Here is a 12,230-nt window from a genome sequence, read left to right as displayed (position 1 = left end):
GGGTGGAGGAGCCGCCGACGCCGGGCACATCAAAGGCGATCACTTCGAGGTCGGGGTCGAGCGCGGCTACAAACGGAAAAACCAATTCCAGGTTGGCGCCGATGCCATTGAAGATCAGCAGCGGCGTCAGGTGCGGCTTGCCTGGACGGACTGCCGTGCGGATGGTTTGCCCATCGAGGTCGATGGTGCGGAAAACAAATGGTAACGGCATGCGCTAGCCCTATGGGTGACCCTATAAGCTCTGGCGGCGCCGTCCAGCGCGCCTTTCCAGAATAACGAAGCTCGCGCTCCCTGCGGGTTTCGTGACTGCCACAGGCGCTTTGTGGGCGCTTGCAGCTGGCGGCACGTCCGGGTGCCGCGGGTAGTTTATGCAGTGACGTATATCGTTGAGCCTGTCTGGCTTGCGCTTGCCGTAGGCCACCCCCTACTAGCGTTCGTGAACGTAAGTACCAGGTGACGCCTCACCGGCCGGGTAGGTTTTACTGCCCAGGATCGCGGGAGCTTTTTTCAGTTTGCCGGAGCGCTCGGCCAGCCATTTTTGCCAGTGCAGCCACCAGGAGTCGGTGTGCTTGGTGGCGTCTTCTTGCCACGATTTCGGGCATTCCGGCAGCTCACCCTCACTGGTGGAGAAGCGCGCCTTGGGGTTGCCTGGCGGGTTGAGAATGCTCTGGATATGGCCGCTGTTAGAGAGCACAAATTCGATCTTGCCGCCGAACAAACGTGCCGAGCGGTAGCAGGCTTCCCACGGGGTGATGTGGTCGTTGGTGCCGGCCAGGCTAAAGATATCGGCGGTGACTTTTTTCAGGTCAATCGGCGTGCCGCACACTTCCAGCGCATCGGCGCGGGTGAGTGGGTTGGTCTTGAACAGTTCGATCAAGTCGCCATGGAAAGCCGCTGGCAGGCGCGTGGTGTCGTTGTTCCAGTAGAGGATATCGAACACCGGCGGCTCGTTGCCGAGCAGGTAGTTGTTGACCCAGTAGTTCCAGATCAGATCGTTGGGGCGCATCCAGGCAAACACTTTGGCCATGTCGCTGCCTTCCAGCACACCGGCCTGATAGGAGCGGCGCTTGGCCGCTTCCAGGGTTTGTTCGTTGACGAACAGTGCCACTTGGGTGTCGAGCTTGGTGTCGAGCACGCTCACCAGCAGGGTCAGGGCGTTGACTTTTTTCTCGCCGATCGCCTGGTAGTGGCCAAGCAGAGCGGCGGTGGTGATGCCGCCAGAGCAGGCGCCGAGCATATTGACGTCTTTGCTGCCGGTGATGGCGGTGATCACGTCGATGGCTTCTTTCAGCGCCTCGATATAGGTCGACAGGCCCCACTCACGTTGCGCCTTGGTCGGGTTGCGCCAGCTGACGATAAAGGTCTGCACGCCATTGCGCAGGCAGAATCTGGCCAGGCTTTTCTCCTGGGACAGGTCGAAGACGTAGAACTTGTTGATCTGCGGCGGCACCACCAGCAACGGGCGTTCATGCACTTGCTCGGTGGTGGGCTTGTACTGGATCAGCTCCAGCAGGTTGTTGCGAAACACCACTGCGCCTTCGGACATCGCCAGGTTTTTACCGACCTCGAAGGCGTCCATATTCACTTGGCTGGGCATACCGCCGTTGTTGACCAAGTCTTTGGCCAGGTGGCCAAGGCCGTCGAGCAAGCTTTTGCCGCCGGTTTCGAAGAAACGTTTAAGCGCAGCCGGGTTCGCCATGCTGTTGCTCGGGGCCATGGCCTCGGTGAGCAAATTGATGACGAAGTGGCCGCGACTGATATCAGTCTCCGACAGGTTGCTGTGCTCAACCCAGCTGTGCAGTTCTTTGCGCCAGGCCAGGTAGCTTTGCAGGTAGCGCTTGTACAGAGGGTTCTGGCTCCAGGCCGGGTCAGCAAAACGTTTGTCGCCGTCGTCCATCTTCAGCTCGGAGCTGCCGAGAACGACGTTCTTCAGTTCGAGGCCCAAGTGGGCCAGGTGCTTGGCACTGTGCAGCGGTTGTTTATAGGCCTGCGCGAGAATCATGCGGGCAGAAGCGAGAATGTCTTTTCCACGAAGGCCAATAACAGGATTGAGCCCAAGGGTGTTGTCCGAGGCCTGGCGTTGCAGGTCTTCATTATTTTTATTGCTCATCTACGACGCTCCATTGTCCTGAGGCTGATACCGGCATGCTGCTGTGCGCGGACACAGGGCTTTAGCGCCTAGTACTGCTCGGGTTACCGGGGGCGGAGCTAGCTCCGCTTCATTCATTGCATCTGACACAGTCAAATGCACGGAACCTGCCAGGTAATTGGTTACCCGAGTTTCAGCGTTTGCGCAAGCAGGCCAGTCACTTGGCCAAGCGCAGAAGGGAGTATGCCGAGGGGTTTTAGAAAGTTCGCCCTAACCTGTTGGGAGGGTCGGGCTAGAGCATCAGCTTGACGATGGACTCAGCTGGATCGCGGGATTTTCCGGCCTTGGCCAGCTCGTTTAAATAATCGGCCCAGAGTTCGCTTTGGCGTTGCGCCAGTTGCTCAAGGTATTCCCACGTGAACAATCCGCTGTCGTGTCCGTCGTCGAAGCACAACTTTAGTGCGTACTGCCCGGCGGGTTCGATCTTGCTTAAACCGACGTTGGCTTTGCCGAACTGCAGAATCGGTTTGCCATGGCCCTGTACTTCAGCAGACGGCGAATGCACCCGCAGAAATTCGGCTGGCAGGGTGTAGCTCTCATTTGCCCCGTATTTCAGGGTGAGGGTTTTTGAGGCTTTGTGCAGCTCGATGGCCGAGGGGATACGCATGGTGTTTTGCTCTGTCGGTAACCGTTGGAGCCAGCAAGCTGGCTCCAACAGGGGGCGCGAGGATTAGAGAATATAGCGCGACAGATCTTCGTCTTTGGCCAACTCGCCCAGGTGGCTGTTGACGTAGTCGGCGTCGATGCTGATGGCTTTTCCATCCTGGCTGCCAGCCAAATCACCGGCGCTAAACGACACTTCCTCAAGCAAACGTTCGAGCAAGGTGTGCAGGCGGCGGGCACCGATATTCTCGGTTTTCTCGTTTACCTGCCAGGCGATTTCGGCCAGGCGCTTGATGCCGTCCTCGGCGAAGTCGATGGTCAGCCCTTCGGTCAGCAGCAGTTCGCGGTATTGCTCAGTCAGCGAAGCATGCGGTTCGGTGAGGATGCGTTCGAAGTCATTCGGCGTCAGCGGCTTAAGCTCGACGCGAATCGGCAGACGACCTTGCAGCTCAGGCACCAGATCGCTTGGCTTGCTCAGGTGGAACGCGCCCGAAGCAATAAACAGGATGTGGTCGGTTTTAACCATGCCCAGCTTGGTGTTTACCGTACAGCCCTCGATCAAGGGCAGCAGATCGCGCTGCACGCCTTCGCGCGACACATCCATGCCGCCGGAGTTACCGCGCTTGGCGACTTTGTCTATTTCGTCGATAAACACGATACCGTGCTGCTCAACGGCTTCCAGCGCTTGAGCCTTTAGTTCTTCTTCATTGACCAGGCGTGCGGCTTCTTCGTCGCGCACCAGTTTCAGCGCTTCTTTAACTTTCAGCTTGCGGGCTTTCTTTTTGCCCTTGCCCATATTGGAGAACAGGCTTTGCAGCTGGTTGGTCATTTCTTCCATGCCGGGCGGGGCCATGATTTCTACGCCGCCGGGCACTTCGGCCACTTCAATTTCGATGTCTTTGTCGTCCAACTGGCCTTCGCGCAGGCGCTTGCGGAACAGTTGACGGGTGTTGGAATCGCTACCGTGCGCCTGGTCTTCATTGAAGCCAACACGGGCTGGCGGCAGCAGCGCATCGAGGATGCGTTCTTCGGCGGCGTCTTCGGCACGGTGACGGACTTTAACCATCTCCTGCTCACGCAGCATCTTGATCGCGGCATCGGCGAGGTCGCGGATGATCGACTCGACATCACGGCCAACGTAGCCAACCTCGGTGAACTTGGTCGCTTCCACTTTCAGGAAGGGCGCGTTGGCCAGCTTGGCCAGGCGACGGGCGATTTCGGTTTTACCGACGCCGGTCGGGCCGATCATCAGAATGTTCTTTGGCGTTACTTCGGCACGTAGCTCGGCAGGGAGCTGCATACGCCGCCAGCGGTTGCGCAGGGCAATGGCAACGGCACGCTTGGCTTCGTCCTGGCCGATGATATGGCGGCTCAGTTCGTGAACGATTTCGCGGGGAGTCATGGGCATGGAATGGTCGGGCCTCAAACAGCGAGGTCCAGCTCCTCGATGGTCAGGTGGTGATTGGTAAATACGCAAATATCGCCAGCGATGCCTAAAGCGGTTTCGGCCACTTCACGGGCGCTAAGGTCGCTGTGCATCAGCAGGGCGCGGGCTGCGGCCTGGGCGTAAGGGCCGCCGGAGCCCATGGCGATCAAGCCATCTTCGGGCTCTACCACGTCACCGTTGCCGGTGATGATCAGCGAAGCATCTTTGTTGGCCACCGCAAGCATGGCTTCCAGGCGGCTGAGGGAGCGGTCGGTACGCCATTCTTTGGCCAGCTCAACCGCGGCGCGCACCAAGTGGCCCTGGTGTTTTTCCAACTGCCCTTCGAAGCGTTCAAAGAGGGTAAAGGCGTCGGCGGTGGCGCCGGCAAACCCGGCGATGACTTGGCCGTGGTACAGGCGCCGGACTTTTTTTGCGTTGCCTTTCATCACGGTGTTGCCGAGGGAAACCTGGCCGTCGCCGCCCATAACGACTTTGCCGTGGCGACGAACTGAAACGATGGTGGTCAAGGGTGAGTCTCCACGCTGGGGGCGAAAATGCCCTAGTGAAAACTCATATGGGGGAGGGGGTGGAGCATTTCAACCGCCGCTGACGAATGTGCGGGGTGAGGTGTTTGCGTCAGGTTGTTTCAGTGGTGGTGTCGGCCATAAATAAAACAGCGAGGCCAGGGCCTCGCTGTTTTGCGTTGACTGCCCGGCGTTAATCGCGGGTCCAGGCCATTTGCCAGTGCGAACCGGTGCCCGGCTCGAACTGAGTGGCGCTGGCGCTCCACTGTACGCAGTAGCCGTTATACGGCCACGGTTTGCAGGTGTAGGTATTGCCATCGCGGGCCAAGACCTTGGTGCCGGCTTTGTAGCTTTTCAGACCATTGGGGAAGACAAAGTCGTGCTTGCCAGTGGCAGGCGCTTCAATGGTGAAGCGATGGGTTTTCTGCAGCGGTTCGCCCTGTTCCGGTTTAGCCACCACCACCACGTCATAGGTGCCGCCGGCCGGATTGCGCAGGGTAAACATCATATGCGGCGAGTTGCTGCCGGCTTCGCTTTGTTGGTAGGCCACGCTCTCGCCCTTGTCGTTGAAGACAGTGGCGGTGACGGTATACGGCCCACCTTGGGTCAGGGCATTGAAGTGCAGCTGGGTCATGCCGCCTTCGACTTTGTAGGTGTTTTGCAGACCGTCCAGATCCAGGCTGCTGGTGTTGGCAGGCTGGGCATGCACCTTCTGAATTTCTACCCGTACTACGTCGCTGCCGGCTTTGGCGTACAGGGTGTTCTTACCGTAGTTGGCGACCACTTCGTTGCTGGTGTTGAGCTCGCCCAGCAAGTAGCCAGCGTTGGCCTTGGCCACCTTTTGTGCCAGCAGGAATGGCCAGGTATTAGCCTGAGCCTGCTCGGCGGTTTCGATGGTAAGCGAGGTTTGACGGCTGATTTGTTCGCCTTGGGCAGTAAACACGCGGGTGGAAACGGTGTCGCCGATTTGCAGGGTATCCGGCTGCACGGTGCCGATGTTTTTCCAGGCGGCTACCGGAGTTACCACTGGCGAGGTGCTGGTGCCTGGTGTGGTAGCGCCGTTGCCGCTGATATTGACGTCAATCACTTGGTAGAACGTGGCAGCGGTGTCAGCGATTTTCCACGTGGCCAGCACTACGTGGTAACCACTGTGGTCGGCGGGAATATTGACAGTGTGCTGGGTGGTGCCGCCGCTTTGCGGGCGTACGCCGTTGGCGTTTTCTTGCAGCAGCGGGGTGAGTTCGAAGGCGTCGCGGGTTAATGGCTGATTGGGGTTCCAGTCCTTTTTGGTAATAAAGAACTGGTAGTAGGCGGTGGAATGGCCGGCGGTGTAGTGCCACTTAAAGATAGTGGGGCCGGGCTTGATCGGGTTTTTTGCCCAGCGCGTGGCCGACTGAACATTGAGTTCACCAAAGCCGGACATACCGCCAGCAGCGATGGTTTCATCGGCTGGCCCGCATTGGGTGAAATCGCCGGCGCAGTAGGCGCCGTTGTAGTGGTGATTAACCGAAGGGCTGTATTCGATGCTTTGTGGCTCAAAGGCAACGTTGCCGCAGTCGGTGTTCAGGTTGCCGGCGCCGGCGGTGCACAGTACAGCACGGGATTTGGGTTGTTCGACATAGCCATGGGCGCTGGCGTATTGGGTTGCGGCGCTGGCCAGGCCCATTGCGACCAGCAAAGGAAGGTGCCGCAGCGTTTGGCGTGGAGAGATTTGAAGCATGGGAAGCGACCTTTATCAGAGTAAGAGGACGCTCGGGGCTTAAGAGATGGTGGCCGGCAAAGCTTGTAAATAAAGGCGCCGGGCCCGAGCGACAGTCACTATGCCGATCGGGTACAGGTTGATTATGTAGGACGGTTCTTCAAGGTTGCGGGCAAGACGTTACGTAAGCAGCTGACGGCTCTCGCTTGCGACCGCCGTCACATCATCGGCCCTGACGCTGTTGCAGCAGCAGGTTGCTAAAACCGCTGCCGGCCAGTTTTTTCTGCGCGCCGGTGAGTTGCTCGCGGTTGCTGAAGGGGCCAACCAGCACGCGGTACCAGGTGTCGTCGCGCACCATGCCCGACTCAACCTGCACATCCTGGCCGAGCAGAATGATCTGCGCGCGTACCTTGTCGGCATCTTCTTGCTTGCGGAACGAGCCGGCTTGCAGGAAGTACTGGGTGGTGGCGGCTTTGACGGCGGTCGGCAGCGGGGGTGGTGTTTCACCTTTAAGCGCGGCTTCGGCGCGTGCGGCATCGGCCTTGGCCAGTTCTGCAGGCGTTGCTGGTGGCGGTGTCTGCTCCGGTACGGCCTCTGGCGGCACGATCACTTCCGACTCGGGCAGCAAGGTATAGAAGTCGTACTTGGGTTTTACCGGCCCGCTCGGCGTGGGGGTAGCGGTGGTGGTCGGCGTCTTTGGCACGATGGTGGTTTTGGTGGTTTTGTCATCCGGCTTATCGCGTTGGATTTCTTTGCGCCCAGGTTCGAGTTTCATCAGCAGCACAATAAATGCGCCGATGGCCAGGCCACAGGCCAGCCAGATCCAACCGGGAACCGGACGTTTCGCTGGCGCTTGGTAACGGCTGGCGCCGCGTTTGGGTGCTGGTTTTTTCTTGGCCGCCAACTTACATACGCTCCAGTGTTTCCAAGCCCAACAGCTCCAGACCCTGCTTGAGGGTGCGCCCAGTCAGGGCGGCCAAACGCAGGCGGCTGTGTTGGGTGGCCGGATCCTCGGCGGCGAGGATTGGGCAGTTTTCGTAGAAGCTGGAGAACAAACCCGCCAGCTCATAGAGGTAGGTGCACAGGGTGTGTGGCGTGCCTTTTTCGGCAACGTTGCTCAGCACTTCGCCGAACTGCGCGAGCTTGGCCGCCAGGTCCTGCTCTTGCACGGCTTCCAGGGTGATCTGGCCGTCGAGCTGATCGTAGCCCTTGCCCAGTTTACGGAAGATGCTGGCGACACGGGTGTAGGCATACAGCAGGTACGGTGCGGTGTTGCCTTCAAAGCTGAGCATTTGCTCGAAGTTAAAGGTGTAGTCGCTGGTGCGGTGTTTGCTCAGGTCGGCGTATTTCACCGAGCCAATGCCGACGACGCGGGCGATGGTGCGCAGTTCTTCCTCGGAGACTTCCGGGTTCTTTTCTTTCACCAGCACATAAGCACGTTCTTGCGCTTCATCCAGCAGGTCGATCAGCTTTACCGTGCCGCCATCGCGGGTTTTAAACGGTTTGCCGTCCGGGCCGTTCATGGTGCCAAAGCCCATGTGTTCAAGCTGCATGCCGGGGTGCACAAAGCCTGCACGCCGCGCCACTTCGAATACTTGTTGGAAGTGCAGGGCCTGGCGCTGATCAACGAAGTACAGCACGCGGTCGGCCTTGAGCACCTGGCTGCGGTAGCGCATGGCGGCCAGGTCGGTGGTGGCATACAGATAGCCGCCGCCGGCCTTTTGTACGATTACCGGCAGCGGGTTGCCTTCGGCATTTTTGAATTCGTCGAGGAATACGCACTGGGCGCCGTTGCTTTCCACCAGCAGGCCGGCTGCTTTCAGGTCGGCGACGACATTGGCCAGGTCGTTGTTATAGGCACTTTCGCCCATGACGTCGGCTGGGGTCAGCTTCACGTTAAGGCGGTCGTAGGCCTTCTGGCAGTGCGCCAGGGAAATTTCATTGAAGCGGTGCCACAAGCGCATGCAATCGGGCTCACCCGCTTGTAACTGCACCACCAGCTCACGGGCGCGGTCGGCAAACTCCAGCGATTCGTCGAAACGTCCTTTAGCGGCGCGGTAAAAACCCTCGAGGTCGGAGAGCTCAGTCTCGCTGGTTTCCGGGTTTTCCTGCAGGTAGGCCAGCAGCATGCCGAACTGGGTGCCCCAATCGCCTACGTGGTTCTGGCGGATGACGGTGTCGCCAAGGAACTCCAGAACGCGCGAAACGCCATCGCCAATGATGGTCGAGCGTAGGTGGCCGACGTGCATCTCTTTGGCCAGGTTCGGCGAAGACAGGTCGACGACCACACGCTGAATGGCGCCGCTTTTACAAACGTTCAGGGTGGCGTGAGCCAGCGCCGCTTCCAGGCGTTGGGCGAGCGCTTGGGTGTCTTGGTAGAAATTCAGAAAGCCTGGACCGGCGATTTCCACTTTGCGGATTTGCTCGTCAGCCGGCAGGGCGGCGATCAGTTTTTCCGCCAGGTCGCGCGGCTTCATGGCCGCAGGCTTGGCCAACATCATGGCGATGTTGCTGGCGAAATCGCCGTGGGTTTTGTCCTTGGTGTTTTCCACCTGGATCACCGGAGTCAGGCCCTCGGGCAGTACGCCGTCGCTGACGAGGCGGGAGAGGGCTTGCTGAATCAACTGGCGAATGGTGTCTTTCATGGTCTGCTCGTGCGGCCGTTGGGCGCTTATGGCGCCGGGAGGCGGGTGAAAAGGGGGCATTATCCGTGCAGCGGCCAGGCTTGCCAACCGCGCTGGCCGGCTGGGGCTGTTACACGGCTAGAACAGGTCGATCGGGTCGACATCCAACGACCAGCGCACCGCGCGGCCGCTGGGCATTTTTTCCAGCGCCGCCGTCCAATAGTTGAGCAATTGATGCAGCTGCGCGCGAGCAGTGGCTTGCACCAGTAACTGCGCCCGGTAGCGCCCGGCGCGTCGCTCCATGGGAGCCGGCACCGGGCCGAGTAGTTCAATGCCGCTGAGGTTGAGTTCTTGCAGCAGGTGTTCGGCTTCGGTGCAGGCCTCGTCGAGAAAACCTTCGGCCTGCCCAGGCTTGTGCGCCTCGGCACGCAACAGCGCCAGGTGACAGAAGGGCGGCAGGCCGGCGGCGCGTCGTTCGCTTAAGGCCTGTTCGGCAAAGGCGAAGTAGCCCTGTTCGGTGAGTTGCACCAGCAGCGGGTGGTCGGCCAGGTGGGTCTGGATAATCACTTTGCCCGGTTCTTCCGCGCGTCCGGCACGCCCGGCTACCTGCACGATCAACTGCGCCATGCGTTCGCTGGCGCGGAAGTCGGCGGAGAACAGACCGCCGTCAGCATCCAGAATCGACACCAGGGTCACCCGCGGAAAGTGGTGACCTTTGGCCAACATTTGGGTGCCGATCAGGATGCACGGCTCACCCTTATTAATAGTGGCGAACAGATTCTGCATGGCGTCCTTGCGCGAAGTGCTTTCGCGGTCGACGCGCAGCACCGGCACATCGGGGAACAGCGTGGCCAGGCGATCCTCAGCGCGCTCGGTACCGGCGCCGACTGGACGCAAGTCGACCTGGGCGCATTTCGGGCAATTGCTCGGCTGGCGCTCAACATGCCCGCAATGGTGGCAACGCAGTTCGCGCGAGCGCTGATGTACGGTCATGCGCGCATCGCAGCGCGGGCATTCAGACAGCCAGCCGCAGTCATGGCAGAGCAAGGTGGGCGCAAAACCGCGGCGGTTGAGGAATACCAACACTTGCTGGCCGGCCGCCAGGGTCTGGCCGATGGCCTGTTGCATGGGGCCGGAAATGCCGCTGTCGAGCGGGCGGCTCTTGATGTCCAAACGCAGAAAGCGCGGTTGTTGCGCGCCTCCAGCGCGCTGGTTCAAACGCAGTAGGCCGTAGCGCCCGGAGTGGGCGTTCTGCAGGCTTTCCAATGAAGGCGTGGCTGAGCCGAGGACGATGGGGATGTTTTCCTGACGTGCACGTACCAGGGCCAGATCGCGGGCGTGGTAGCGCAGGCCTTCTTGCTGTTTATAAGAGGCGTCGTGTTCTTCGTCGATGATGATCAAACCGGGGTTTTTCATCGGCGTGAACAGCGCCGAGCGCGTGCCAATAATAATGTCGGCCTCACCGTCGCGGGCCGCGAGCCAGGCGTCCAGGCGTTCGCGGTCGTTTACCGCCGAGTGCAGTAGGGCAATACGCGCGTTAAAACGGCGCTCGAAGCGCGCCATGGTTTGCGGGCCGAGGTTGATCTCGGGGATCAGTACCAGCGCTTGTTTGCCGGCCTCCAGGGTTTCGCGAATTAACTGCAAATAGACTTCGGTCTTGCCGCTGCCGGTAACGCCGGCCAGCAGGAACGCATTAAAACTGTCGAAGCCGCTGCGAATGGCCTCGGTGGCGGCGCGTTGTTCAGGGTTAAGCGGCAGTTCCGGCTGCGCCAGCCAATTGCCGTGGCGCTCAATGGTGGCGTGGCGGCGAGCCTCGATGGTGACCAAGCCTTTTTCACGCAGCAGGTCGAGGCTGTCTTTGTTTAGCTGCAACTGGCTGAGCAGACGGTGCGCCACACCGTGTGGATGTTGCGCGATCACCTTTAAGGCATCGCGTTGGCGTGGCGCGCGGGCCAGGCGCGGGTCGTCAAACGAAGCACCCTCGGCCACATGCCAGAAGCGCTCTTGGCGCACCTCCGCCGGTTCGCCTTGGCGCAGCAGATTGGGCAGCGCCCAGCTAAAGGTGTCGCCCAGGCTGTGCTGGTAATACTGAGCGGTCCACAGGCACAGCTTGAAAAAAGCGGGCGGCACTGGCGACTGTGCGTCAATCAGGGCGATGGCCGGTTTCAGCTTGTCGGCGGGCACATCGCTGTGGTCGCTGATCTCCACCAAAATGCCGATGATCTCGCGTTTGCCAAAGGGTACGCGCAGGCGCATACCGGGCTGCAAGTCGCCGGCTGGCGTGCCCTTGGGGGCCAGGTAGTCGAACAGGCGGCGCAACGGAGAGGGCAGGGCGAGACGCAAAATTACCGGGGGCACGCGGGAAACGTCCTAGAGAGCGAGGCGCGATCTTAGCACGCAAGCCCACGACGATCGGCCTTGCCACATCTGCATTGTCTGGTAAGATGCGCGGCCTAATTCCGTGCGGTACTCGACAATAGTGTTGGGTGGCGGCGCGATAGACCTGAGGAATACACCATGAAAGCTGATATCCATCCAGTATACGAAGCCGTAACCGCTACCTGCAGCTGCGGTAACGTGATCCAAACTCGCTCCACCCTGGCCAAGCCACTGAGCCTGGACGTGTGCAACGAGTGCCACCCGTTCTACACCGGCAAGCAAAAAGTGCTGGACGTTGGCGGCCGTGTTGATCGCTTCAAGCAGCGTTTCGGTGTGTTCGGCTCCAAGGCCTAATTGGCTTTGTAGCTCTGAGAGGCCTGATGGGCTTTTCGGTGTTGTTGAAAAAGGCGTCCCTGGTGGGCGCCTTTTTCGTTTCTGCGATTTGTGTCGGACCTGTCTGGGCATTCTGTCCGATGCCTGACGGCTTGCCAGTTATTGGCGTGCAGAAGGTCGTCGATGGCGACACCTTGCGCTTGGTGGACGGTCGCAGCGTGCGGCTTATCGGCATCAATGCGCCGGAGGTGGCGCATAAAGGTCGCTCGGCCCAGCCTTTCGCTGAGCAGGCCAAGCGCCGCTTACAGGCGTTGGTGAGCGCCAACAATGATCGCGTGGCGGTGCAACTGGGTCCGCAGCCCAAGGATCATTACGGCCGTACGCTGGCGCATATTTACGGCGCACGAGGGCAGAATGTTGAAGCGCAGCTGTTGGCTGAGGGGCTGGGTTTTCAAATTGCCGTTGCGCCCAATGTCGACCTGGTCGATTGCCA

At 60.0% G+C, this 12,230-nt stretch carries 11 protein-coding genes; 2 read left to right on the top strand and 9 right to left on the bottom strand.

Annotated elements, in window-relative coordinates:
* The 9 genes from AAAB16_RS14905 to AAAB16_RS14865 form a co-directional block, all read right to left on the bottom strand.
* Positions 1-211 (bottom strand): alpha/beta fold hydrolase (locus tag AAAB16_RS14905; RefSeq protein ID WP_340664020.1); only part of this gene is annotated, 211 nt, incomplete at its 3' end.
* Between the two features lie 216 nt (positions 212-427).
* Positions 428-2,110 (bottom strand): class II poly(R)-hydroxyalkanoic acid synthase, encoded by a 1,683-nt coding sequence (phaC, locus tag AAAB16_RS14900; RefSeq protein ID WP_340664019.1) that lies wholly within the window; start codon positions 2,108-2,110, stop codon positions 428-430.
* Positions 2,111-2,381: 271 nt separating this feature from the next.
* On the bottom strand, positions 2,382-2,756 hold the full coding sequence (locus AAAB16_RS14895; RefSeq protein ID WP_340664018.1) for a DUF971 domain-containing protein: 375 nt from the start codon (positions 2,754-2,756) through the stop codon (positions 2,382-2,384).
* 63 nt (positions 2,757-2,819) lie between these two features.
* A complete protein-coding gene (gene hslU / locus AAAB16_RS14890; protein WP_340664017.1) occupies positions 2,820-4,160 on the bottom strand; it encodes an HslU--HslV peptidase ATPase subunit in 1,341 nt (446 codons plus the stop codon).
* A gap of 14 nt (positions 4,161-4,174) precedes the next feature.
* Positions 4,175-4,705 carry an ATP-dependent protease subunit HslV gene (gene hslV, locus AAAB16_RS14885; RefSeq protein WP_110617264.1) on the bottom strand — a complete coding sequence of 177 codons (531 nt, stop codon included), beginning with the start codon at positions 4,703-4,705 and terminating at the stop codon, positions 4,175-4,177.
* Between the two features lie 190 nt (positions 4,706-4,895).
* Entirely contained in the window at positions 4,896-6,422 is a 1,527-nt protein-coding gene (gene gbpA / locus AAAB16_RS14880) for an N-acetylglucosamine-binding protein GbpA (protein ID WP_340664016.1), read from the bottom strand.
* Positions 6,423-6,624: 202 nt separating this feature from the next.
* The gene (locus tag AAAB16_RS14875; RefSeq protein WP_340664015.1) at positions 6,625-7,305 is read right to left on the bottom strand and encodes an SPOR domain-containing protein; all 681 of its coding nucleotides are present in this window, start codon (positions 7,303-7,305) and stop codon (positions 6,625-6,627) included.
* 1 nt (position 7,306) lies between these two features.
* Positions 7,307-9,046, bottom strand: coding sequence for an arginine--tRNA ligase (argS, locus tag AAAB16_RS14870; protein WP_340664014.1), 1,740 nt, complete (start codon positions 9,044-9,046; stop codon positions 7,307-7,309).
* A 117-nt stretch (positions 9,047-9,163) separates the two neighbouring features.
* Positions 9,164-11,383, bottom strand: coding sequence for a primosomal protein N' (locus tag AAAB16_RS14865; RefSeq protein WP_340664013.1), 2,220 nt, complete (start codon positions 11,381-11,383; stop codon positions 9,164-9,166).
* Between the two features lie 159 nt (positions 11,384-11,542).
* Between AAAB16_RS14865 and rpmE the strand changes: the two genes are divergently transcribed.
* A complete protein-coding gene (rpmE, locus tag AAAB16_RS14860) occupies positions 11,543-11,758 on the top strand; it encodes a 50S ribosomal protein L31 (RefSeq protein WP_108096257.1) in 216 nt (71 codons plus the stop codon).
* A gap of 26 nt (positions 11,759-11,784) precedes the next feature.
* Positions 11,785-12,230, top strand: a 446-nt coding sequence (locus AAAB16_RS14855) for a thermonuclease family protein (protein WP_340664012.1), incomplete at its 3' end; no start/stop codon positions are given.

This window comes from Pseudomonas sp. (assembly GCF_037994325.1).
Lineage (GTDB): Bacteria > Pseudomonadota > Gammaproteobacteria > Pseudomonadales > Pseudomonadaceae > Aquipseudomonas.
This window is presented reverse-complemented; position numbering and strand designations above follow the sequence as displayed.

Excerpts from the sequence above, each read along its gene's own strand:
- phaC (WP_340664019.1), bottom strand. The coding sequence starts at position 2,110 with ATGAGCAATAAAAATAATGAAGACCTGCAACGCCAGGCCTCGGACAAC.
- AAAB16_RS14895 (WP_340664018.1), bottom strand. The coding sequence starts at position 2,756 with ATGCGTATCCCCTCGGCCATCGAGCTGCACAAAGCCTCAAAAACCCTC.
- hslU (WP_340664017.1), bottom strand. The coding sequence starts at position 4,160 with ATGCCCATGACTCCCCGCGAAATCGTTCACGAACTGAGCCGCCATATC.
- gbpA (WP_340664016.1), bottom strand. The coding sequence starts at position 6,422 with ATGCTTCAAATCTCTCCACGCCAAACGCTGCGGCACCTTCCTTTGCTG.
- argS (WP_340664014.1), bottom strand. The coding sequence starts at position 9,046 with ATGAAAGACACCATTCGCCAGTTGATTCAGCAAGCCCTCTCCCGCCTC.
- rpmE (WP_108096257.1), top strand. The coding sequence starts at position 11,543 with ATGAAAGCTGATATCCATCCAGTATACGAAGCCGTAACCGCTACCTGC.